Genomic DNA, 22599 nt, shown 5'->3' with positions numbered 1-22599 from the left:
ACCAATGGGTAAAGTCATCGGGATCGATCTTGGGACTACCAATTCTTGTGTGGCGATCATGAGCGGCGGAGACCCCGTCGTGATCGCCAATGCCGAAGGGAGCCGAACCACTCCTTCCGTCGTTGCGATTACTGATAAAAGCGAACGATTGGTCGGTCAAATCGCCAAACGGCAAGCGATCACCAACCCCGAAAACACGATTTTCTCGGTCAAGCGGTTGATGGGACGCAAATTCAAGGCCCGTGAAGTTCAAGAAGCCCTGAAGCGACTTCCCTACAAAGTGGTTGAAGCTGATAACGGCGATGCGCACGTTGAGTTGCGCGGTAAACGCTATAGTCCGCCTGAGATCTCGGCTATGATCCTCCAGAAAATGCGGCAAACGGCGGAAGACTATCTCGGCGAGAAGGTCACAGAGGCCGTTGTCACGGTCCCCGCTTATTTCGACGACAGCCAGCGTCAAGCGACAAAAGACGCCGGACAGATCGCCGGTCTGAACGTGCTCCGGATCATCAACGAACCAACCGCAGCCTCCCTCGCCTACGGCTTGGACAAGAAGAAGGATGAGCGGATCGCTGTGTACGACTTGGGCGGCGGCACGTTCGACATCTCCGTCCTGGAGATCGGCGAAGGCGTCTTTGAGGTGAAGTCGACCAACGGTGATACGTACCTCGGGGGAGATGACTTTGATTTGCGTGTGATGGATTGGCTGGTCGATGAATTCAAAAAAGACCAAGGCATCGATCTACGGAAAGATCGGATGGCCCTTCAACGGCTTAAAGAATCGGCTGAGCGTGCCAAGATCGAACTCTCCTCGGCTCAAGAGACGGAGATCAATCTGCCGTTCATCACCGCCGACGCCAGCGGCCCCAAACATATGGTCATTAAGCTGACCCGGGCCAAGCTCGAGCAGCTGGTAGACGACCTGATCCAGCGAACCATCGAACCATGCCGCAAGGCCCTTGCCGATGCGGACGTCACGGCGAAAGACATTCAAGAAATTGTGTTGGTCGGTGGCATGACCCGCATGCCGAAGGTGATCCAAGTCGTCAAGGAATTCTTCGGGAAAGAACCGCATCGTGGAGTCAACCCCGACGAGGTCGTCGCCATTGGAGCCGGCATCCAAGGCGGAGTGCTCAAAGGAGAGGTGAAGGATGTCCTCCTCCTCGATGTCACACCATTGTCCTTGGGCATCGAAACCTTGGGTGGGGTATTCACAAAACTGATCGAGCGGAACACAACGGTTCCCACGAAGAAGAGTCAGGTGTTTTCGACGGCAGCCGATAACCAAACGGCCGTGACCATTCGAGTCTTCCAGGGTGAACGGGAAATGGCCAATGACAACAAACTGCTCGGACAGTTCGATTTAGTCGGCATTCCACCGGCGCCTCGTGGTATGCCTCAGATCGAAGTCACCTTCGATATTGATGCCAATGGGATCGTACACGTATCGGCCAAGGATCTGGCGACGCAGAAAGAGCAATCCATCAAGATTACGGCTTCCAGTGGGTTGAGCAAAGATGAGGTGGAAAAGCTTGTTCGGGATGCGCAGTCCCACACAGAAGACGACAAGAAACGCCGGAAGCTCGCGGAAGCGAAGAACCAAGCCGATAATCTAGTCTATCAAACGGAGAAAAATCTCACCGAATATGGGGATAAAGTCTCTGATGATGAAAAGACAAAAATTCAGGATGCCGTGGCCGCGGTCAAGAAGGCCTTGGAGGGCACCGACGCCGAAGCAATCGAATCCGCAACACAGACACTCATGACCGCTTCGCATAAATTGGCCGAAGAGATGTATAAGAAGGCCGCCACATCCGCAGGTCCACAGCCCGGTGCAACGGCTGATGCCGGAGCCGGATCCGATGAGGCGAAAACCGACGAAAAAGTCGTAGACGCAGAATTTGAAGAAGTAGACAAAGATAAAAAATAGCCTAGAATAGCGACTTAGACAGACCGAGTTCCAATATAAGTCGGAGCTCGGTCTTCCCAACCTTTACAGACTCAATGGCTTCTGTGTCAAAACGCGATTACTATGATATTCTCGGTGTCGATCGGAATGCTTCTGACGACGATCTGAAGAAGGCCTACCGAAAACTGGCCCGCCTACACCATCCGGACCTCCAAACCGGTGACCATCAGAAAAAGACCTCTGAAGAAAAGTTCAAAGAGATCAACGAAGCCTACGAAACACTGAGCGATCAAGACAAGCGAAAGCGGTATGACATGTTCGGTCATGCCGGTGCGCAACAAGGAGCGGGGGGCTTTGACGGATTCGACTTTGGTCGAGGCGGGTTTGGGGACGTCTTTAACGACATTTTTGAAGACTTTTTCACCCAAACCCGTGGTGGCGGCGGTGGCAGTCGGGCCGAGCGTGGAAACGACCTCCAATACAATCTCGAAATCACATTTGAAGAAGCCGTCTATGGGAAAGAAGCCAAACTGAAGATTCCTCGCTGGGAAGTGTGCATGGACTGCAAGGGCACCGGAGCCAAGTCAGCCGCGGCGATCAAAGCCTGCGCCAGTTGCAAAGGCGCCGGGCAACTTCGGTTTCAACAAGGGTTCTTCAGCGTCAGCCGACCATGTGGACAATGTGAAGGGACTGGCCGTATCGTGACAGACCCTTGTACCACTTGCCAGGGCCGCCAACGAGTCTACAGGGAGCGCACGATCGCTGTGCATATTCCCGCCGGCATCGAAACCGGTATGCGCCTTCGTCTTTCGAACGAAGGCGAGCATGGTCAAAACAATGGACCCGCCGGCGATCTCTATGTGGCCATTACCGTCAAACCTCATTCGATCTTTCAGCGAAAAGGTCTCGATATCTCCTGCGATGTTCCGGTCAATCTCGTGACGGCTGTGCTCGGTGGGAAGGTCGAAGTCCCGACTCTCAAAGGAAATACCGTCATTAAAGTACCTCCCGGCACCCAACATGACAAGGTCCTCCGCATTAAAGGGCTGGGAATTCCCAGCCTGAAGGGAGGCGGAACCGGCGACCAGATTTACACGATCAAGGTCCAAATTCCCACCAAATTGACAGCCCGACAAAAAGAGTTGCTGATAGAGTATGCCAAGGAAAGTGGCATGACGATGGAAACCAACGGCGACGGCTTCTTCGACAAGATGAAGACCTTCTTCGAGTAACCTTCCTCTCTCTGTTCCCTATCGTCCACATGCCTATATTTTTCGTACCCCAAGCGTGCATCGCACCGCCAACCATATCTATTATCGGTGATCTGCTGACTCACCTCCGAGGCAGTCTACGCGTCACGAAGGGCGACGCCGTTTGGTTCGGGAATGGAGAAGGGACAAGATTCCGGGCCGAGATCACCGATGTTTCGAAAGGAGCCATGACCGCGCGTATTGTCGAGACAATCCAGGAACCAGCACGCCGCACTCCCCGTTTGATCCTCGGCGAATCGCTGCTCAAGGGCGAAAAGATGGACTGGGTCATTCAAAAAGTCACCGAACTCGGCGTCAGCCAGATCATACCGATTACAAGCCGGCACAGTGTCATACAACTGAAATCTGATCGCGTGGACCACCAAGTCACCCGTTGGCAACGCATTGCGTTAGAAGCCGCCCAACAGTCGGAACAATGGCACGTGCCGAAGGTTGCCAAGCCACGATCCCTCTCTGAACTCTTAGCCACCCATGGGACCGGCACCACGATCCTCATGCTCGCCGAACGCGAGGAGGGAAAGAGCCTTCAAACGATTCGCCTACCGCAAGGCACGGACACATCCGTGCTGGCCTTGATCGGACCGGAGGGCGGCTGGAGCAAGGAGGAAAAAGAGGTCGCGCAGCTGGCAGGAGTCGAAACGATCACGCTTGGTCAACACATCTTGAGATCCGAAACAGCCGCCATAGCTACTATCAGCATTCTCCAATCACGCCTCGGGGAGCTCGGATAGATACGTACACCTCCCTCGTTTTCCCATCGACCCGAACCTGTCTCTCTGTACGCGACCTACATGCATAAATTTCAACACGATCCCCAAGCAGTCTGCTCATCAGGACTAGTGCGTTCTCTAGTTCTTCTCCGCTTGTGGTTCTCTGATACTACAGACTCATGCCATTTTTAGAAGGAGGCGGTGCGAGCACATTCCTGATTGCTCAGCCCAGAGGAAGGGATTAGAACGATCTACGAGCGCTTCTACAGTCTATGAACGATGATTCGAAGGTGTCCTTTTCCCGTCACCAAAACACTCATCACATCGTTGGTCATGAACTTTTCCCAACGAAGAATGTCGAAATAGGGTCGCCCAGTCAAGAGCCGCAACTAGATGTAGCTCAGACGAATTCAGGCGTTAGCGGGTGGGTTGCAGCTGGACAATGGTCCCATTCTCGCCGCTCGCCCATCCAGCCGTGGCATCAGGGAAACTGAGCCCAAATAAGGAATTTGGTGTGATGGATTTCCCCTCACTCCAGGTGAGGCCGGCATCGGTCGTCCGATACAACATGCCCCGCTCCCCGACGATCCAGCCTTCTCGCGGGCTGGTGAAGCGAACTTTCAATAGATCGGTGAGCCTCGTACACGTCTTTCCACAGGGTAAGGTATGATCAACCCACGTAGCTCCGCCGTCTATCGTCTGAAAGAGTGCTCCCGCATTACCCACTGCCCAGCCGGTTCTGGAATCGGTAAAAACAACATCAAACAGGGTCACGGCATGCTGTGTTTCTTGTGGCGTCCACGTGATCCCTCCGTCGTCGGTCGACAGGACAGTCCCCAGTGCGCCGACAACCGTCCCGGTCCGGTCGCTGCGAAAGTGCACAGCATAGAGCGCAGCCGTTGTGCCGCTGGCCTGCTCCACCCAGTTGTCACCTCCATCGGTCGTATGAAAAATGATACCGCTTCCTCCAACCACCCATCCAACCGTTGGAGAAGTAAAATAAACGCCGTACAGCGGTTGCTGCGCATCGAAGGATTGTGAGGACCATGAATTTCCCCCATCGGTTGTGTGCTTCAGGAGGCCCGCAGCCCCAACCACCCATCCGTTCAATGGGTCGACGAAAAACACGGAGGTTAAGAGGGAGGACGTGCCGCTTGTCATCCGCTTCCATTTCTTTCCACCGTCGATAGTCCGCAAAATTGTCCCGCCGGATCCTACAGCCCAACCATTTTGGACCGACTGAAACTGGATGTTCAGCAACGTAGCATTTATGGTGCTGACCTGTGTGTGAATGGAGAGAGGAGAGTCTGCGCTGCTCGCTATGCGAGGGAACCACAGCGTGATGAGACAGAGTGTCACACGCGCGCTATGAATGAGAGGAGGGCCAAAAAGAAACTGAAGTGCCATTATTGATTGGTATTCGCGTCCGGTCGGTTATTCGTCCAGTACCCATCGTCGGGAAGTCCCTTGGCTTCGATGGTGAACTGTCCAGCTGTACGCGTCAGCCATTTCTTCGCCGAGCAGCAGGTACCGTCCGGAAGCAGGTCCCATGACCCTCGGCGTACGACGAGAGGACCGGTCGCAAGGTCATCAAAGAACGCTCCCTTCTTTCCGATTCCATAGAGGTTACGGTGCGGCACTTTGACCACAATCTCGCGATCGGTCCATGACTGGATTAACGCGGCAGAACCGTTAAAGAGCACTTCCGTCCGCGAGACATTCGACACGACGGTGTCGGTTACATCAGGTTCGTTAATTTCGAGATCGGTTCGCCGTTTATAGGCCTTCTGATTCAATCCAATATCGGCATGTTCGGCCGTCTTGAGAAACGTCCCAAATCCGCTTCCCTTTATGGTGACGGTGGCGTCCAATCCGGCCGACTTCGGGTCATACGATTCAATGACCGGCGTCACAACCGTAAAGTTCCCGGCTTCGACGGCGACCGTGCCCTGCTCGGCACAACAGAGTCCGGCTACGTTCGGTCTGTTGGCGCTTCGGTAAATGACGACCTTCCCGCTTTTTGCACTAAACGGCACCCAGACGTCGATACGGTCGTCGTTCCATCGGTACACGATGGCCGGCACTCCACCGATCTCGACTCGATTTGCACCTGTATTGAAATCCGTAAAATTGAACGGCGTGGATCCACTTTCCGAGTAAAACCCAAAGTGTGCCCCATTGATGCGGAGCAGCGTCCCGATGGGAGCACTGGCTGGAGTCAGAGAAACAGCCCGCGGCACTTGGACCGTAAACTCACCAACGACCCGCTCCCGTCCCTGATATCGGAGCACAACCGGACCGGACTCGGCATCCAGCGGAACATGCACCACGATGACATCATCCTTCCACTGGGCGATCGTGGTCGGTCGTCCACCGATCAAGACCGCGTCATCTACAGATTCTTTGACCGAGCCGAATCCCTGACCGAACAAGACCACCTTCGTGCCGACAGGGCCACTTAGCGGATCCACACGCACAGAGGAAATCAGTTTCAGCGGGACAGGGTTACTGACACGGTATTCAACAGGCGAGCAACAGGACCCATTCGGCAGGGGATCAGATGACGCAAGGCGAACCACCACCTCGCCGCTCGTGGCATTCGGAGGAATGACTAGCTCGATTTTATCATCCTTCCAACGACGGGGACGGACCTTGACGCCACCCACCATGACATCATTCACACCGAACATCGTATTGGGGTCTCTGGCTCCCGCAGACATGCCGAAATGACGACCCACAATCTGTAACGTTCCGCCTCGTTCACCTTCGGCCGGTGAAATGCTCTCAATGTGCGGAGTCACGATCGCCACATGTCCAGCGAGCAGATTCTTCTTCCCGATCAACACCTCAACGAAACCGCTCGTCGCCTTGAAAGGAACTTTGATTTCAATGGCCTCCGATTCCCATCGTTGCACCAACGCCGGGACTTTATTGACGGTCACTCGATTGAACTGCGTCGACTGAAAATCCCCAAACCCTGCCCCACTCAACGTCAACGTCGCCCCTGGAGTGACGGCAGTGGAAGAGAGCGCAATGGCAGCTTGCTTGGCATAAGTCAGTGAATCGCTCCATCCACACACAATGAACAACGTGTACGTCAGCAACCGGGCAATGATCGACATTCGGTGCATAAAGATCCTATCGAGAAACGTCAAAGACTCAGCGTAATTCTCACTCGAGATCTGCTCGACTTTAACAAGCGAATTTTTGTGGAGTCAAGGCAGGCTAAGACGTGATCTGGACAATCAGCTCGATCTCCACTGGAGCGAGGCGTGGTAATTCGGCGGCACCGACGGCAACACGGGCGTGTCGCCCTGCCTCCCCGAAGAGTGCTATGAGCAAATCCGAGGCCCCATTGAGGATCTGAGGTTGCTCGGTAAACCCCTGACCGGATGCAACATAGCCGACCATCTTGACGATCTGTTTCACCCGATCAAGCGATCCGGTGACGCTCCGAATAATACTCAAGCCGTTCAAGACCGCCACTCGCGCCGCTTCCACCCCTTGCTCGATAGAGAGGCCTTGCCCGAGTTTGCCGGTCATGATCAGCTGTCCATCACGTGACGGCAGCACTCCGGACAGGAAAAGGAGATCGCCGACTTGGACCACAGGAACGTAGTTCGCTACTGGCTTCGGAGGAACCGGCAAGTCAAGCTTTAGCTCTTTGAGACGTTGTTCAACGGACATGATTTCTTCGTTTTCCTTCTTTGTTACCCGGGCCTGAGCGCATCAAGAAAGCTATCACCGACCAGGAGTCGCTCAGCCCGAAGGGCTTCCACGATCGTCTGCCCTACATCAGCGGCGGTCGGTCTGCTTCCCAAGTCCACCCCTTGCGCGAGCTTCGGCCCGATGACGAAGACGGGAACATACTCTCGTGTGGACGTCCGTCCAGGTAAGGAGAAATCCCTCCCATGATCTCCCGTTACGATCACCATATCACCAAGTCGCAGTTTCTCGAATAGTTCCGGGAGACGACGATCAAACTCTTGCACGGCCGTGGCCGCTTCGGCAGCATCCTCAGATAGCAGATCCAGGCTGGCGCAGACAAGGCCCCTCGGCATCTTGCCCAGCATGACCATTACCTCATCAAACGCTGCCATCCCCGAGGCAACCGGAAACGCTTTCGTGAATCCTCGGCCGCTGAACAGGTCGTAGACTTTTCCCACGCCCATCGTGAGCTGTCCAGATCGGCTCAAGACGTCCAACATCGTCACACCCAGAGGTTCCACCACAAAGTCTTTTCGTCCGACCTGTGGGCGAAGTGCGTCCTGTCCACCGGTGACCGGCTGAGCGACGACACGGACAAAAAGGCCTGCATCTTTCGCCGATTTTCGAATATCTCGACCGCGCTGATGAAATTCCGATGGTGCCATGATTGATTCATGCATGGCTAAACAACAGGTATTTCCCCCATCGGTCCAAAGGATCGGCCCCCCGGTAGCCATATGTTCCGCGCCATATCGACGGAGCATTACTCCCATCGAGGCGATGCTCTTTCCGATCGATTTCCGTCCTAAGATCTGTTCAACGAGGTCGACGATCTTGGATGGAACGCCGGTGTTGCAGACTGAAGGGATATCGCGCTGGATCACTCCGGCGATTTCCCAGTACCCCACAATGGAATCTTTGCCAGGCGAGGCGAACGCGAGGCGTCCGAAGTTGCCGCTCGGTTGCCCCATCCTGCGCACGCCTTTGACCGACGCGACATGGCCAAGCCCAAGCATCTCGAAATTGGGTAAAGTCAATCCATCGACCGCCTCAGCCAAATGCTCGAGGGTGTTGGCGTCCGTATCGCCGTAGTCACCGCCATCCGGCAAGGCACCAATTCCAAACCCGTCGATGACGAGAAGAATGATTCGATTGATCATAGATACACTCTACCCAATTCGAGGTGGATGGGAGTAGAGACGTATGGGACCGACAAGGAGATCCGAGAGGACCTAGAGAAGAGGATTACCGCGTCATGAGATGATCCATGCTCGGGTTATGCCACGCGCCATTCATGAAGGATCTTGAGGCTGGCGCTGGTGCCGATTCGGTCAGCTCCCGCTTCCAGCATTGCCAAGGTCGTCCTCCAATCACGGATGCCGCCTGACGCTTTCACCTTTACCCGCCCTGCAACAATGTCCTTCATCAAGCGCACATCTTCAACTGTGGCACCCGCTGGACCGAAACCTGTCGAAGTCTTCACGTACTCCGCTCCGGCTTCCACCACCAGATGACAAGCGGTCCGCTTCTCCTCCTGCGTCAGATAGCAGGTCTCAAGAATGACTTTGTGCTCAACCCCCGGTGTCGCCTTGACGACCTCAGCAATGTCGGATCGGACCACGGTATGATCTCCTGATTTCAGGCGGCTGAGGTTGAGCACCATGTCCAAGACCCGTGCGCCGCGGGCCACGGCTTCAACCGCTTCAGCCACCTTCGTCTTCGTCGTGTGTCCACCCAAAGGAAACCCAATCGGAATGCCGACGTGAATGGCCGTATCCGCCACAGCTTCAACAGCCTCATCGATATAGCATGGCGGGACAAACACGACGGTGAACTTGTTGTCTCTTGCCTCCTGGCACAACCGGAGCACGTCATCTTTCGTCGCATCCGGCCTCAACACAGTATGGTCAAGCAGGTCAGGCAGATTCCATCGAGACATCCGTTACGATACTCCTTTGACAAAGGCCAGATCGTGAGTCGTTGGCCTCACCGAGGTTTGCGACTGAGGCCCCCTTTTGAATGGACGCTTCTGGTACTTTTCGACGGCCCGATTATGTTCCATCAGGGTGGAAGAAAAGTGATGCGTGCCATCGTTTCTGGATACAAAGTAGAGGTATTTTGACGTCGCAGGATACAGGGCAGCACGAATCGACTCAGCCCCAGGACTCGCAATCGGACCAGGAGGTAAGCCGGCCCATCGATAGGTGTTATAGGGGCTGGCATGGGAAAGATCTTTTTTGCGAAGGTTGCCGTCGAAATTCGGCAGAGCGTAGATCACCGTTGGATCACTCTGCAGGGGAATCCGTTTCTTTAATCGATTGTGGAACACGGAGGAAATGTGAGGCCGTTCATCCCCCGATCCGGTTTCTTTTTCAATCACCGAGGCCAGCGTCAGGACTTGATGGACCGTCAGGTTCATATCTTTTGCTCTCGCCTGCCATTCCTGGGTCATGACACGTTCGAGCTGTTCTACCATCGTTCTCATGACATCCTTGGCGGGTGTGCCCCGGGCAAAGCGATAGGTATCGGGAAACAGGTATCCCTCAACGCTTTCTGCAGCTATTCCAAGCGTCTTTATGAAGGCCTTATCTGAAGCCAGCCTCAGCACCTCTGCTCGGCTCGTAATCTGCCGTTCTTCCAGAACATCGGCGATTTGATTCACGGTATACCCTTCGGGAAGAGTGACCGTGTGAAGAAGCACTCGACCGGTGAGCAGTTTGGAAAGAATGTCGGTCGGAGGCATTGCACCATTGAGTTCGTATTCCCCCGGTTGAATCTTGCGATCCGCTTCTTGTGACTTTCCCAGCCTCACAAACGCGGATCGACTTCGGATCAGCTCCTCACGTTCAAGTAAGGCCGCCACTTGGAGGAACGTCGCCCCTTCCGCGATCACGACGATTTTGTTGACGGCGTGATCGGACTCGGATAGGACGGGCCCTTCAGCCCATCGCATCATCTGATAGCCGACCGTTGCGGCGAGCGCGACGACGGCGATGATTCCGGTCAGAAGTACGCGTAGCGTCATACGATTGGTTGCCTGCACCTTCTGTCACCCACGGCGGCTCGATCCCGTCCACAACGTCGGTCGTTTGGTCGGCCGTTGACGAAGACGCCTGTGCCGCAAGGTAGCTCTGTAAGAGTATCGCCGCTGCGACTCGATCGACCACACCCTTGCGTTTTTTCCGGCTGACGTCGGCCGCGATCAGAAGATCCTCCGCAGCCTTCGTCGTCATCCGTTCGTCCCACAAGACGATCGGGACGGAGATCCCCGCTTCCAGTTTCTCAGCAAACTCACGCATGGCCTGAACGGCAGGCCCTTCACGGCCATCTAGCTGGAGCGGGAAGCCCAAGACGACACGCTCTACCTCGTGAGCCGTCACCAACGACGCAATGTGTGCAATATCTCGATCCAGTACCCGCCGTTCGAAGGTCTCAAGCGGTTGCGCTGTCCATTTCAACTCGTCGCTGAGTGCGACGCCGATTCGTTTTGTGCCGTAATCGAGCGCGAGAATGCGACCAGGCATGATTTTACCGCTGCAAAGCCTTTTCGACCAAGCCAAAGACTTTTTCCAACGCCGCATCAAGCTTGGCTGGATCCTTGCCTCCAGCCTGGGCCATTTCAGGTCGACCCCCGCCGCTGCCTCCGACTTCAGCTGCCATTGCTTTGATCACGTCGCCTGCCTTAAGCCTCCCGATCAGGTCTTTCGTCACCACGACCAACAATGAAACCTTCTCATCCCCCAAGGCTGCTCCCAGCGCAATCACGCCGCTCTTCAGCTTATCCCGCAATTGATCCGCCAGCGCCCGCATGCCATTGACATCGAGCCCGTCCGTCCGCTGCACATGTACGGAAACCCCGGCAACGGTTTTGGCGGTCGACGCGGCGGCAGAACCACCAGCCATCTTGAGTTTGAGCTCTTCTAACTCCCGTTCCTTGTCCTTGAGTTGACCCATCAATTTGCGAGTCTTGGCCGCCAATTCTGATTGGCTCACCTTCAACACGTCCGATAGTTCACGGACGTCAGCTTCAAGCTTCTTCATCAGCGTATAGGCCCCACCACCGGTTTGAGCCTCGATCCGGCGTACACCAGCGGCGACACCTCCCTCCGACACGATGCGGAACAGCCCGATGTCCCCTGTCCGCCCGACGTGGGTGCCACCGCAAAGTTCCTTGCTGAATGATTCGACGCTGACCACCCGCACCTGCTCTCCATACTTGTCGCCAAAGAATGCCAAGGCGCCGTTCGCGACGGCATCTTGGATGCTCATGACTTCAGCACACACGGCCTTGTTTTTCCTGATCTCTTCATTCACCGTCGATTCGACATCGTCGATATCACGAGACGAGAGCGGGCGAAAATGGGCGAAGTCGAACCGAAGTCGGTTGGGTCCCACCTGAGAGCCATATTGTTTGACATGTGGACCGAGCAGATCGCGCAAAGCCGCATGGACCAAGTGTGTCGCCGTGTGATTCCGTGCCGCATCCTGTCTGGTTGAGGCATCGACAGCTAGACGCAGTGACTCGCCCTCTCGGATCTTCCCCTTCTGAACAATGCCTTTGTGCAAGATCAGCGTCGCCGCCGGCCTCGTCGTATCGGTAATCTCCACCAACCCTTCCGGGCCCAGTAACGTCCCACGATCTCCAACTTGCCCACCGCCTTCGGCATAAAAAGGCGTCGCATCCAACGCGAGCTCCACTTCGTCTCCCTCGGATGCCTCCTTGACCAACTGCTCACCTTTGAGAATGGCACGCAGCACGCTCTCACTCTCCAGCCGATCATACCCGAGAAATTGCGTGCTTCCTACGCGCGTTGCCAGCTCGGCCACCGCCGGACGAGCGGTAACTTGCTCAAACCCGCCGGTCTTGCGCGCGCGCGTGCGCTGTGTTTCAATCGCGGCATCAAATCCAGGCTCATCGACGGTCATTCCCTGCTCACGGCAGGCTTCGGTGATGAGATCCATCGGAAACCCGTACGTATCGTAGAGCTTGAAGACGTCACCACCTGCCAGGATTGTGCCTCCGGCCGTTCTGGTCTTTCCAATCATATCGTTGAGAATCGGCAATCCTTGATCCAGTGTCGCGATGAACCGTTCTTCTTCGCCGCGCGTGGCTTCGGCAATCGTGCCTGCCGCACGGGTGACCTCGGAATAGGCCTTACCCATTTGCTCACCCACCGATGCCGTCAACTCGTACAAGAATGGCTCAACAATCCCGAGCAGTCGTCCATGACGCGCAGCACGGCGCAAGATTCGCCGCAGCACATACCCTCGTCCTTCATTGGATGGCAACACCCCATCGGTCATCAGGAAGGTGATGGCCCGCAAATGGTCGGCCACGACTCGCATGGACCGATCCGACTGGTCGTTATCGCCATACGTCATTCCGGCGCGGTTCGCGATGGCAGTCAAGAGCGGTATGAACAGATCGCTGTCATAATTACTCAAAACCCCCTGTGCGACTGCCACCAGTCGTTCGAGCCCCATCCCCGTATCGATACTCGGTTTCGGCAAGGGATGGAGAGTGCCGGCGGCATCCCTGTTGTACTGCATGAAGACGAGGTTCCAGATTTCGATGACTCGATCACCGTCCCCGTTCGGCCGATCATCTCCCGGGACCACCGCCCCTTGATCAAAATGGATTTCGGAGCACGGTCCGCAGGGACCGGTGTCCGCCATCTGCCAGAAGTTGTCTTTCTCGTCACAACGCACGATACGGGACGCCGGTACTCCGATCTTCTTCCAGAGCTCACCCGCCTCATCATCCTCTCGGAATACCGTCACCCACAGTCGGTCCTTCGACAACCCGACGGTGTCGGTCAAAAACTCCCATCCGAATCGGATCGCCTCCTCCTTGAAATAATCGCCGAACGAGAAGTTTCCGAGCATCTCGAAAAACGTGTGGTGCCGTCTCGTGTAGCCGACATTTTCAAGATCGTTGTGCTTGCCGCCGGCCCGCAGACACTTTTGCACGCTCACGGCTCGCTTGTACGCGCGCGTTTCTTCACCAAGGAACACCCGCTTGAACTGATTCATGCCGGCATTGGTGAACAGCAAGGTCGGATCAGCCTGCGGAATGAGCGCAGAGCTGGGAACGGCCTGGTGGCCCTGCTGCTCAAAATACCGGATAAACGCCTGCCGTAGGTCACTCGCACTATTCGTCATGGACAGATTCCTCGTTCGCTCCGAACATCATCATTATATGGTCGATCGTCTCTTCAGCGAAACCTCGTTGATGGAGAAGACGCCCTGCTTGAGTCGGTGTCAACCGGCGGCCGCGCCGTTGTGCCGCTTTTAGGACGCGATGAGCCAATGTATCTTCATTCACTGTTCGGAAGGCATCGGCGACGACCTGGTCGGCCAGACGATCGGCAATTCCCTTCGCCTGCAATTCTGCCTTCAACCGTTCCAGACCCACTGGCCGAGACGCCAACCGCTTCTCAGCATATCGCCGGGCAAAGGCCGCATCATCAAGATAGCGGAGCTCAGATAGGCGGCGAATTGCTTGCTTGGCCCGGAGAGACGACACACCTCGTGAGGTGAGAAACTGTTCGACTTGCACCGTCGTCCGATCTCGATGTGCTAAAAATCGAATGGCAAGTCGGAAGGCATCATCCGGACTCGACAAGGTTGTGCGCGCACGTGCCTTCACGTTCCTACTGCGATCGGTGCGCCCGTTTTTCCTCGCTTCGTCCGACAGGCTTCTCTTCCTTTACTTCTTTCGGTTCTTTCGGTTCCGATTTCTTCTCAGCACGAGCCGGCACACCGGCAGCTTCTCGAATGCGCGCTTCGATCTCGCGTGCGGTGGAGGCATTGGCCTTCAAAAACTCCCGAACGGCATCACGTCCCTGCCCGATTCGCTCTCCCTTATAGGAATACCAGGCCCCTGACTTATCGATGAGCTTCTTGTCGACGCCCAGATCTACCAACTCGCCGGTCTTGGAAATCCCCTCGGCAAACATGATGTCGAATTCTGCCTGGCGGAACGGGGGGGCCATTTTGTTCTTCACCACCTTCACGCGAACCCGGCTGCCCATCACGTCCTGCCCTTCTTTGATCGACTCGATACGTCGGATGTCCAGACGGACGGAGGAGTAAAACTTCAGTGCGTTGCCGCCGGTGGTCGTCTCGGGATTGCCGAACATCACGCCGAGCTTCATGCGTATCTGATTGATGAAGATCACCGTAGTGAGCGATTTTGAAATGGCCGCCGTCAGTTTTCTCAACGCCTGGGACATCAACCTCGCCTGCAGTCCCATATGGGAATCACCCATCTCCCCTTCGATCTCCGCGCGCGGAGTCAACGCCGCCACGGAATCGACAACGATTAAATCTATCGCACCGCTTCGGACTAAGGTCTCGGCAATTTCCAGGGCCTGTTCACCCGTATCCGGCTGGGACACAAGGAGATCATCTGCTTGCACACCCAGCTTCTTGGCATAGGTCAGATCGAGCGCATGTTCTGCGTCGATAAACGCGGCTACTCCCCCAGTCTTCTGCACTTCAGCAATACAGTGCAACGTCATCGTCGTCTTCCCGGAAGCCTCCGGGCCAAAGATCTCGATCACCCGTCCGCGCGGCAGCCCCCCCACTCCGAGCGCAATGTCGAGCGTCAGCGAACCGGTGGAAATCGCCGGCACATCGACCTTCTCCTCGGCTCCCAGTTTCATGATGGCGCCCTTCCCATATTGCTTCTCGATCTGGGATAAGGCTAAGTCGAGCGCGCGCTTCTTGTCGTCTTTTTCGGACATACAAATCTCCTCACCAAATGAGCGAATGTGAAGTGGAGATTATACCCAAGTGGGCAAAGGAAACCTAGCCTGATGTCGAGGCACGGGAATATCTGCGGCCGAGAGGAGCTAAAAATACAAGATCACCGTGGTGCTATTTAGTGGGAGTGCCATACTTTGGTGGTTTCGCGATGCATAAGACAGAATCCGACCCCAACCATCTTCTTCTAGCGCAGTATGTGCAGTGGGTGTCCGCTGCAACGGGTAGTTGGGCCGTTCACCGAACTTCGCATTGATCAGTCAAACCCCTCCGACTGACCACGACACCTCGATCAGTACCCAGAATCTGGATGTGCTCGATCCCGAGGTCTTGGTTCCCGTTTGAAAATACGTAACCTGAGACTGCCCCACAGATTCCCATAGCGGCCTCTTTCTTTGCTCGGCCTTGTCGGTTGATCTTTGTACGTACCGCCACTGTTCGACCCTGGACTGTGATGCTCACGATGCTCGAATACCAAGATGTCTCCATGCCCGGGTGTCCGAAGTTTTCCTTCATGTATTTCCGGATGGCCTCACTCTGCTGCTGGTTCTCTGACTCCGCGGCTGCAAAGACCGACGCCGACGGACTCGTTATTAACGATGCCAAGACCATACCAATCAGAAACGAGTGCACGTGACCACCTCCATGCCTGCAAATCCGACGACAGGCAGCCCAACAATATTCGGTCAGACTGTATAATCTCCTTACAGCAGTTAGTCCACTTCTGCCTAAACCGGCTGGCACGCACCAAGTCAACGGCCCTAACCCATTGCCACAAAAAATGTTCTGCTCCACTCCCGCTCATAGCTCATTGTCTTATGCAGTCTGTATAAGCCGGACATAGGCCATCGACTGGACTCTTCACCCCGTGGCCGCCCTTGTTCAATACGTGCGTGTAGGTCATGGTGGTGTTGAGGTCCTTGTGACCGAGTAATTTTTGGGCTGACGGTAGGGTCGAGGCTTTACCACCCCTCCTTATGACTATCGGAACCCACACTGGGGCTGCGAATTCTTACGCTGGGTCTATCGCGCTGTCAAGGAGAAGGGCCATAGAATCAGCCTCTACCCCAGCCTCCACTATATTCGTCAGCCTGCCTCTTTCACTTCAGCGCATCGGCGAGCCATATCATCGTTTCCTACGCACGGCAGGCAGCACTCATAGACCAGTTCATTTGACGGCCCCCCCGTCTGTCGCCGTGTTGTGCTCAAGAACGGCTTTCGCTATAGTCGCAGCACGCACGATGAAAACACTGGACGATGTTCGCAGACAACTCTCCGCTGGTGAATTCGAGTTCAGCCATCATGCGTTCAAACGTGCGGTCGAACGGAATATCAGTGACGCAGAAATCCGGCAGGCCGGAGCAGAGGCCTCGATTATTGAAGACTATCCCGAGGACAAGTACGCACCCAGTAGCCTCTTGTTAGGGTTCACTGCAGCAGATCGGCCAATACACATTCAGGTCTCTCGCGCGGACTCCGATCTGCTGAAGATCATCACGATCTATCAGCCAGACCCTGCAGGGTGGTATGATTACACTAGACGGAGGTAGCGATGTTCCGGTGTCATGTGTGCGGGAAAACCGAAAGCTGTGAGGAACGCATCAGCGAGGTTTTTGACATCGATGGCAGGCCGGTGCAAGTTGAGCAGATCCCCGCAACGGTGTGTCTCCATTGCGGCGAGGCGGTGTTCAGCCGAGATACCACGGAGCGCGTTCGCCGAATGGTGCATGGAGAAGCTAAACCGATTAAGTCGATTCAGATGGACGTATTCGCCTACCGTTAGCTTTCTCGAATAATTCTCTCACGTATACGTTCTCTCACCACGATTCACCTTTGACTCAAAGGAATATCAATGCCCACATTATTCACCCCACTCCAAGCCGGAGAGATCCTCTTACCAAACCGCATCGTCATGGCCCCGCTGACCCGCGTGCGCGCTGGCTCGACACACATTCCCAACGACATGATGGTCGACTACTATTCCCAGCGTGCGTCGAGTGGACTCATCATGACGGAATGCACAATGGTCGATGCCCATGCCTGCGCGTTCATGGGTGAAGGCGGGATTTACAGCCCGGCGCACGTGGCCGGTTGGAAACGCGTGACGGACGCGGTGCATGACAAGGGTGGCCGGATCTTTATGCAGATCTGGCATCCTGGCCGTGCCGCACACTCATTGCTAAACAATGGCGAGCAGCCCGTCTCCAGTAGCGCTAAACCAATCCGTCATGAAACGACCAATACTCCACAAGGCACCAAGCCGTATGAAGTCCCGCGTGCGCTCCGTACAGCAGAGATCCCACGGTATGTGGAGATGTTCCGGCTCGCCGCGCAGAATGCCAAACAGTCAGGGTTTGACGGGGTCCAGGTCCATGGTGCACACGGCTACTTGATTGATAACTTTTTGCGCGACGGTGTGAACGCCCGAACGGACTCCTATGGAGGTTCTATCCCCAACCGTGCGCGGTTTCTCCTACAGGTAACGGACGCAGCAATCAACGTCTGGGGCGCCGGGCGTGTGGCCGTACGGATATCACCACTGGTCCCGTTTAACGATATGGTCGACAGTCAACCGGACGCGCTAGTGACGTACGTCGCACAGGAAATGAGTCACCGTAAGATCGCCTTTCTCGAAATCCGGCATGAGAATCATGCGCTGCCGGAAGAGCAAGCCATCTTGGCAACCGCTCGCCGACATTTCCAAGGTACCCTGATGACCAACGGGAGCTACACCCGCGAGAGCGGCGAATCCACAGTCGCCAGCGGAGCGGCCGATGCGATCGTCTACGGACGTCCCTACATCGCCAACCCGGACCTCGTCGAACGTTTTGCGAAGCAGGGCCTACTCAACGAGGTAAATTTTGATCGACTGTATGGCGGCGGATCTGATGGCTATAGTGACTATCCGACATTGGCGATGTAGACATTGATTCGTCCCAACGAAGTCCAACCTGATCGCCGTCTTGAGACTATTGATCAACTACTGCGATGCAGTGGCATGGAACGGTAGAGACAAAACATCGGAACGCACTCGATCGGTAATCTCCAACCACCATGCTCGTAGAACGAGGAGAGTTGAAATGACGCAGGTCTGGCCCCGTCTGAGCCTTGCAGTCTGTACGCTTGCGCTCATTTTCTTAACCAGTTGCGCGACTGCGCTTGAAGAGAAACTGAGAATGGCGGCGGCGGAAGGAAATCTCCTTCGAGTGGACACGTTTCTTGCGCAGGGTGTGAGTGTGGAAGCCGCGAACGACCGCAGGCTGACACCGCTCCACATGGCCGCGAAACATGGCCATCGAGATACCGTGCTCTTGCTCTTGGGAAAAGGAGCCGTTGTCAATCCCGTGAGTCAGGATGGCATCACGCCCCTCTTCAGCGCCGTGCAACAAGGGCACAAGGATATCGTCGCTATCCTCCTAGACCATGGAGTGGATGTCAATGCCCAACCATCCATTGGCGGTGTGACGCTCCTGCACGTGGCCGCCTATCGTGGCGATCAAGACATTATCACCTTGTTGCTGAATGCCAGAGGGGATAAGAACGCGAGGATGTCATCCGGAGAACGACCAGTGGATCTGGCTCAGAAACAAGGCCACGAGGCGTTGATCCCACTCCTCCAACCCTGACGCGAAGCTACCCACACCCCGCCTACTCCACTTCCCAGAGTTTCGTATACACCGGTCCGGTCGGACGCAGGCTGCTTTTCACCAGCACGAGCGGCCCAATCCGAACCTCCCCGAGAGAGAGCGGTCGTTCACAGACCCCGCTTTGAGCCAACCACTGTCCCACTTCTCGTTCACCTGCTTTGATCCTCGCGAGTGTCAGATGAGGATTAAATAGTTTGTCGTCCGGCGCAAACCCCAACGAGTGGCAACAGGCTTCGATCGCCTGATGTAAGGCCGCCAGCTGGCGCGCCGTGTCCCCCTTACCCCACTGTTCGGACGGCCCCACCCAGAGCACCCGCGGTTTTTGAAGATTCGGGAACGCCTGAAGGCGATCGAGCGGGATCTGAATAGTCGGGTGAGACCGGCGTACGATCGCCATGGCCTCGCGCATGGGATCGAGGAGTTGCTTGTCGGTATTGCCAAGAAACCTGAGCGTGAGATGAAACGAATTCGGTTGCCCCCATGCCATACGGATATCTGTAGGAAGATGCCCTGCAAGCCGCTGTTTGAGATCCTCCTGGACCTGAACGATCCCGGCTCTGACCTCGTTGCTTACCTCGACGGCAATGAACGTTCGAATCATGTTGTTCCTTTGCTGACCAACCATCGACGAAGTATATCGAGGGCGGCCTGCGCTGCACGCTGTTGAATGACGGACCGATCGCCGTGGAATCGACATTCTTTTGTCATAACATCGTCACTACCACCGTCGAGTCCGATATAGACTAACCCGATCGGTTTGGTCTCTGTAGCACCGCCTGGCCCGGCGATACCTGTCACGCTCAAGGCCACCGATACGCCCGCGCGTTCGCGCATGCCTTTGGCCATCGCCGCCGCGACATCTCGGCTGACCGCACCATGTTCATTCAACAGCGTTTCTGCAACACCGAGCATCTCGATTTTTGCCCGGTTGCTGTAACACACGGCTACGCGATCGACGTATGCCGACGATCCGGGCACCTGTGTCAATCGCTGTCCAATGAGCCCCCCCGTGCACGACTCGGCGACAGCGACCGTCCGACGCTGTTGACGCAACAGTCGGCCGACTACCTGCTCCATCGTGTCGTGCCCTTCGGCATAGACCCGCTCGCCCAGTCGACCACGAACCTCTTCGGCCAGTGACAAAAGAGCCCCTTCCTTCAGGCGACTCTCGCCCCTCGTGGTCAGCGACACGAGCACGCCGATCGGGGATGCGAGAAGCCCTAATGCAACGGAAGTCCTTTTTGGAATTAGTCCTTTTAACTTGGCGTCTACATCGGATTCCGGCAGGCCCCATGTATGAAACACAATTCTGGTCAGTGGTTGGCGACATTGACTGGGCGTACGTTCGAGGTGAGCGATCATATATGGAATAACTGACTGCTGGACCATGGCACGCATCTCAGTCGGGACACCGGGTAACGCGATGATGTGTGTCCCACGCCATACCAAGGCAAAGCCTGGTGCTGAGCCAACCGGGTTGGGCAACACGGTGGCTCCAGACGGAATCAAGGCCTGTCGCAATTGCCTTGTATTCGGTATCCGCCCCCATTGAGCTAACCGTATCTTCATTCCCTCAAGCGCTTCTTTACGGCGAGCGAGTCGAAACCCGGTGATGGCCGCAACGGCCTCCCTGGTGCAATCGTCCACTGTGGGTCCCAGCCCTCCGGTCAGGATGACGATTCGAGCACGCCTACAGGCCGTCTTCACCACTTGAGCGATATCCGATTGATCGTCTCCGACAATGGATTTAAACCTCACCTCGATCCCTATTGCGCCAAGTGCTTCAGTAATGAATAGCGAGTTGGTGTCGGTCCGTCCACCGACCAGAAGTTCTGAGCCGATCGCAATAGTTTCCGCAATCTGGCTGTGGATGGCGACAGAGCTTCGCATGTCCAACTATCGCACCTATTCAACTTCCTTAAAATTGACCGCGAAGCGGATCTCTCCACCGGTCGCGGGAAACACCGTAATGGTCGTGTGCGCATTCGGATCAAAGTCAGCATACTGGAATGCCGCCACAACCTTGGCCGTGAATCGTGGTGACTCCGGCCAGGCTGTCGTTCGAGTGGCTTGTCCATCAACACGTACGGTGACAGGCTTAATGACTCTTCCCCCTTGATCCAGCACGATGTAACTCTCCATGGCAAAGGCAGAACTGTCCCCGAAGATCACGGCACTGACCAGCATGGTCGTAACGTCAACCACCTGCGCAATGTCGGCCGCGCTCGGCTCAAGTCCTCGTAGCGCCATGTGGGTTGCCAACACGGATACACCACCGAGTTTCGTGACCAGGAACCCGCCGACATCAAGCTCCTCCTTGCCTCCGAAGCGCGCATACCACTGCTCAGGCGGCTGATGCTGCGCTGCCGCGTGTGTTCCCCGATCAAGTGCGGCCTGGATCTGCTTGGATGAGGGATATACCTCGATCGCTGCCGAGGGATCTCCGATGCTGACCAGGAACGCCGAGGTACATCCTATAGCCCAATGCCCGATAGATCGCATACGATTGCGACTAACAGAACCATCATTCCACTGTCAACGAACACGTCCCTGCCTCGCCGTCAGGTTGACAAGACAGAAGAGGAAATGCTAAACGAAACAAAAAAAAGAAGAAGAGTTTATTGTCCATTTCTACTAAAGGAGCTTTGAATGTCGACTCCTGAAACACCCCCTGCCGCACAAGCGCCGCGGCGGCAATACGTGAACTTTATATTTTACAAAGTGGACCCGGCGTGGCGCCGCCTCCCCGAGGACGTACGCACACAGGGCAAACAGGAATTTTTACGAGCCGTTGAAGATTTTAATGGCCAAGTGTTGGTCGTTCCCTATTCAACCGTCGGGATCCGTGGAGACTGCGACTTCATGCTCTGGCGAATCAGCTACGACCTGGACCTCTTCCAGGACATGGGCGCCAAGATCCTAGCCTCCGGCCTTGGGCAGTATCTCACGACTCCCTACTCGTATCTGGCAATTACCAAGCGATCCGTGTACGTGGATCATCACTCGCATGCAGGCCAAGAAGGCAAACGGTTAACCGTCGTCCCAGGGAAGAGCAAGTACATCTTTGTGTATCCATTCTTGAAGACACGCGAGTGGTTTTTGCTGACCAAGGCGGCTCGGCAGGGCATGATGGACGAACACATTGAAGTAGGCCATCGGTTCCCCTCGGTGAAGTTGAATACGACCTACTCATTCGGACTCGACGATCAAGAGTGGGTGGTGGCGTTTGAAAGCGACAAGCCGGAAGATTTTCTGGACTTGGTGATGGCGCTGCGCGAAACCGAAGGTTCACGCTATACACTGCGTGATACGCCGATTTTCACCTGTATTCGCAAGAGCCTCAAGGAAACTCTCGATACATTAGGCGGCTAAGCCGATGCATTAGGTGGTGAAGGTTGCCACTAGCCGCTTTCTGGTTACGGGAACGTCGGTACTAGAGAACGGCTTCCGGTCACGCGACCGGAAGCCGTTCTCCTTTATGTACAGAATCGATCAAGCAGGTTCCTCCGCCATCCGGTGATCTCAGTTCGTTCCAGATCACGATGGGCGGATGAAAGCCATCCGTTGAGTATCTCGACTAGGGACCT

The 22599-nt window shown here is 55.6% G+C and carries 22 protein-coding genes; 8 read left to right on the top strand and 14 right to left on the bottom strand.

Annotated elements, in window-relative coordinates; genetic code table 11:
- Positions 1 to 4 precede the first annotated feature (4 nt).
- The 3 genes from dnaK to IPM58_03630 all read left to right on the top strand — a co-directional run bounded on the left by dnaK (position 5) and on the right by IPM58_03630 (position 3911).
- Entirely contained in the window at positions 5 to 1930 is a 1926-nt protein-coding gene (gene dnaK / locus IPM58_03640; GenBank protein MBK9306182.1) for a molecular chaperone DnaK, read from the top strand.
- Positions 1931 to 2004: 74 nt separating this feature from the next.
- Entirely contained in the window at positions 2005 to 3141 is a 1137-nt protein-coding gene (gene dnaJ / locus IPM58_03635) for a molecular chaperone DnaJ (GenBank protein ID MBK9306181.1), read from the top strand.
- A gap of 29 nt (positions 3142 to 3170) precedes the next feature.
- Positions 3171 to 3911 (top strand): 16S rRNA (uracil(1498)-N(3))-methyltransferase, encoded by a 741-nt coding sequence (locus IPM58_03630; protein ID MBK9306180.1) that lies wholly within the window; start codon positions 3171 to 3173, stop codon positions 3909 to 3911.
- Positions 3912 to 4307: 396 nt separating this feature from the next.
- On the opposite strand, the gene IPM58_03625 is transcribed toward IPM58_03630, so the two are convergent.
- The 11 genes from IPM58_03625 to IPM58_03575 form a co-directional block, all read right to left on the bottom strand.
- Complete coding sequence (locus IPM58_03625; GenBank protein ID MBK9306179.1) at positions 4308 to 5297, bottom strand: hypothetical protein; 990 nt, start codon at positions 5295 to 5297, stop codon at positions 4308 to 4310.
- Positions 5297 to 7012, bottom strand: a complete 1716-nt coding sequence (locus IPM58_03620; GenBank protein ID MBK9306178.1) for an IPT/TIG domain-containing protein — start codon at positions 7010 to 7012, stop codon at positions 5297 to 5299. The genes IPM58_03625 and IPM58_03620 overlap by 1 nt, the downstream gene beginning before the upstream one ends.
- A gap of 103 nt (positions 7013 to 7115) precedes the next feature.
- Positions 7116 to 7577 carry a RidA family protein gene (locus IPM58_03615; protein ID MBK9306177.1) on the bottom strand — a complete coding sequence of 154 codons (462 nt, stop codon included), beginning with the start codon at positions 7575 to 7577 and terminating at the stop codon, positions 7116 to 7118.
- A 23-nt stretch (positions 7578 to 7600) separates the two neighbouring features.
- Entirely contained in the window at positions 7601 to 8758 is a 1158-nt protein-coding gene (locus tag IPM58_03610) for a phosphopentomutase (protein ID MBK9306176.1), read from the bottom strand.
- A 116-nt stretch (positions 8759 to 8874) separates the two neighbouring features.
- The gene (deoC, locus tag IPM58_03605) at positions 8875 to 9537 is read right to left on the bottom strand and encodes a deoxyribose-phosphate aldolase (GenBank protein ID MBK9306175.1); all 663 of its coding nucleotides are present in this window, start codon (positions 9535 to 9537) and stop codon (positions 8875 to 8877) included.
- A gap of 3 nt (positions 9538 to 9540) precedes the next feature.
- Positions 9541 to 10623 carry an endolytic transglycosylase MltG gene (gene mltG, locus IPM58_03600; protein MBK9306174.1) on the bottom strand — a complete coding sequence of 361 codons (1083 nt, stop codon included), beginning with the start codon at positions 10621 to 10623 and terminating at the stop codon, positions 9541 to 9543.
- Entirely contained in the window at positions 10538 to 11122 is a 585-nt protein-coding gene (gene ruvX, locus IPM58_03595; protein MBK9306173.1) for a Holliday junction resolvase RuvX, read from the bottom strand. The genes mltG and ruvX overlap by 86 nt, the downstream gene beginning before the upstream one ends.
- A gap of 4 nt (positions 11123 to 11126) precedes the next feature.
- Positions 11127 to 13760 carry an alanine--tRNA ligase gene (gene alaS, locus IPM58_03590; protein ID MBK9306172.1) on the bottom strand — a complete coding sequence of 878 codons (2634 nt, stop codon included), beginning with the start codon at positions 13758 to 13760 and terminating at the stop codon, positions 11127 to 11129.
- Entirely contained in the window at positions 13750 to 14247 is a 498-nt protein-coding gene (locus IPM58_03585) for a regulatory protein RecX (protein MBK9306171.1), read from the bottom strand. The genes alaS and IPM58_03585 overlap by 11 nt, the downstream gene beginning before the upstream one ends.
- Positions 14248 to 14251: 4 nt before the next feature.
- Positions 14252 to 15346 (bottom strand): recombinase RecA, encoded by a 1095-nt coding sequence (gene recA, locus IPM58_03580; protein ID MBK9306170.1) that lies wholly within the window; start codon positions 15344 to 15346, stop codon positions 14252 to 14254.
- A 256-nt stretch (positions 15347 to 15602) separates the two neighbouring features.
- Positions 15603 to 15998: a hypothetical protein gene (locus tag IPM58_03575; GenBank protein ID MBK9306169.1), complete on the bottom strand. Its 396-nt coding sequence runs from the start codon at positions 15996 to 15998 to the stop codon at positions 15603 to 15605.
- A 608-nt stretch (positions 15999 to 16606) separates the two neighbouring features.
- Between IPM58_03575 and IPM58_03570 the strand changes: the two genes are divergently transcribed.
- The 4 genes from IPM58_03570 to IPM58_03555 all read left to right on the top strand — a co-directional run bounded on the left by IPM58_03570 (position 16607) and on the right by IPM58_03555 (position 18991).
- Positions 16607 to 16915 carry a DUF4258 domain-containing protein gene (locus tag IPM58_03570; protein MBK9306168.1) on the top strand — a complete coding sequence of 103 codons (309 nt, stop codon included), beginning with the start codon at positions 16607 to 16609 and terminating at the stop codon, positions 16913 to 16915.
- Positions 16916 to 16917: 2 nt separating this feature from the next.
- Complete coding sequence (locus IPM58_03565; GenBank protein MBK9306167.1) at positions 16918 to 17148, top strand: YgiT-type zinc finger protein; 231 nt, start codon at positions 16918 to 16920, stop codon at positions 17146 to 17148.
- A gap of 69 nt (positions 17149 to 17217) precedes the next feature.
- Positions 17218 to 18288 (top strand): alkene reductase, encoded by a 1071-nt coding sequence (locus IPM58_03560; protein ID MBK9306166.1) that lies wholly within the window; start codon positions 17218 to 17220, stop codon positions 18286 to 18288.
- A gap of 157 nt (positions 18289 to 18445) precedes the next feature.
- Positions 18446 to 18991: an ankyrin repeat domain-containing protein gene (locus tag IPM58_03555; GenBank protein MBK9306165.1), complete on the top strand. Its 546-nt coding sequence runs from the start codon at positions 18446 to 18448 to the stop codon at positions 18989 to 18991.
- Between the two features lie 22 nt (positions 18992 to 19013).
- Here IPM58_03555 and thpR read toward each other — a convergent pair whose 3' ends face one another.
- The 3 genes from thpR to IPM58_03540 are packed head-to-tail and all read right to left on the bottom strand — an operon-like array spanning position 19014 to position 21514.
- A complete protein-coding gene (gene thpR, locus IPM58_03550) occupies positions 19014 to 19613 on the bottom strand; it encodes an RNA 2',3'-cyclic phosphodiesterase (protein ID MBK9306164.1) in 600 nt (199 codons plus the stop codon).
- Positions 19610 to 20902, bottom strand: coding sequence for a competence/damage-inducible protein A (locus tag IPM58_03545; GenBank protein MBK9306163.1), 1293 nt, complete (start codon positions 20900 to 20902; stop codon positions 19610 to 19612). The genes thpR and IPM58_03545 overlap by 4 nt, the downstream gene beginning before the upstream one ends.
- 15 nt (positions 20903 to 20917) lie before the next feature.
- Positions 20918 to 21514 (bottom strand): hypothetical protein, encoded by a 597-nt coding sequence (locus tag IPM58_03540; GenBank protein ID MBK9306162.1) that lies wholly within the window; start codon positions 21512 to 21514, stop codon positions 20918 to 20920.
- A 147-nt stretch (positions 21515 to 21661) separates the two neighbouring features.
- Here IPM58_03540 and IPM58_03535 point away from each other — a divergent pair, with 147 nt between their 5' ends.
- Positions 21662 to 22384 (top strand): chlorite dismutase family protein, encoded by a 723-nt coding sequence (locus IPM58_03535; GenBank protein ID MBK9306161.1) that lies wholly within the window; start codon positions 21662 to 21664, stop codon positions 22382 to 22384.
- Positions 22385 to 22599 lie beyond the last annotated feature (215 nt).

Source organism: Nitrospira sp., from assembly GCA_016715825.1.
Taxonomy (GTDB): Bacteria; Nitrospirota; Nitrospiria; order Nitrospirales; family Nitrospiraceae; genus Nitrospira_D.
The sequence above is the reverse complement of the archived record's forward strand: the minus strand, read 5'-3'. Positions and strand labels throughout refer to the sequence as shown.

Bases quoted from the DNA above. Each gene is read 5' to 3' on its own strand.
- IPM58_03630 (MBK9306180.1), top strand. From the start codon at position 3,171: ATGCCTATATTTTTCGTACCCCAAGCGTGCATCGCACCGCCAACCATA.
- alaS (MBK9306172.1), bottom strand. From the start codon at position 13,760: ATGACGAATAGTGCGAGTGACCTACGGCAGGCGTTTATCCGGTATTTT.
- IPM58_03620 (MBK9306178.1), bottom strand. From the start codon at position 7,012: ATGTCGATCATTGCCCGGTTGCTGACGTACACGTTGTTCATTGTGTGT.
- mltG (MBK9306174.1), bottom strand. From the start codon at position 10,623: ATGACGCTACGCGTACTTCTGACCGGAATCATCGCCGTCGTCGCGCTC.
- IPM58_03565 (MBK9306167.1), top strand. From the start codon at position 16,918: ATGTTCCGGTGTCATGTGTGCGGGAAAACCGAAAGCTGTGAGGAACGC.
- IPM58_03610 (MBK9306176.1), bottom strand. From the start codon at position 8,758: ATGATCAATCGAATCATTCTTCTCGTCATCGACGGGTTTGGAATTGGT.
- deoC (MBK9306175.1), bottom strand. From the start codon at position 9,537: ATGTCTCGATGGAATCTGCCTGACCTGCTTGACCATACTGTGTTGAGG.
- IPM58_03570 (MBK9306168.1), top strand. From the start codon at position 16,607: ATGAAAACACTGGACGATGTTCGCAGACAACTCTCCGCTGGTGAATTC.
- IPM58_03545 (MBK9306163.1), bottom strand. From the start codon at position 20,902: ATGCGAAGCTCTGTCGCCATCCACAGCCAGATTGCGGAAACTATTGCG.
- dnaK (MBK9306182.1), top strand. From the start codon at position 5: ATGGGTAAAGTCATCGGGATCGATCTTGGGACTACCAATTCTTGTGTG.
- dnaJ (MBK9306181.1), top strand. From the start codon at position 2,005: ATGGCTTCTGTGTCAAAACGCGATTACTATGATATTCTCGGTGTCGAT.
- IPM58_03555 (MBK9306165.1), top strand. From the start codon at position 18,446: ATGACGCAGGTCTGGCCCCGTCTGAGCCTTGCAGTCTGTACGCTTGCG.
- thpR (MBK9306164.1), bottom strand. From the start codon at position 19,613: ATGATTCGAACGTTCATTGCCGTCGAGGTAAGCAACGAGGTCAGAGCC.
- recA (MBK9306170.1), bottom strand. From the start codon at position 15,346: ATGTCCGAAAAAGACGACAAGAAGCGCGCGCTCGACTTAGCCTTATCC.
- IPM58_03560 (MBK9306166.1), top strand. From the start codon at position 17,218: ATGCCCACATTATTCACCCCACTCCAAGCCGGAGAGATCCTCTTACCA.
- IPM58_03535 (MBK9306161.1), top strand. From the start codon at position 21,662: ATGTCGACTCCTGAAACACCCCCTGCCGCACAAGCGCCGCGGCGGCAA.
- IPM58_03540 (MBK9306162.1), bottom strand. From the start codon at position 21,514: ATGCGATCTATCGGGCATTGGGCTATAGGATGTACCTCGGCGTTCCTG.
- IPM58_03625 (MBK9306179.1), bottom strand. From the start codon at position 5,297: ATGGCACTTCAGTTTCTTTTTGGCCCTCCTCTCATTCATAGCGCGCGT.
- IPM58_03615 (MBK9306177.1), bottom strand. From the start codon at position 7,577: ATGTCCGTTGAACAACGTCTCAAAGAGCTAAAGCTTGACTTGCCGGTT.
- ruvX (MBK9306173.1), bottom strand. From the start codon at position 11,122: ATGCCTGGTCGCATTCTCGCGCTCGATTACGGCACAAAACGAATCGGC.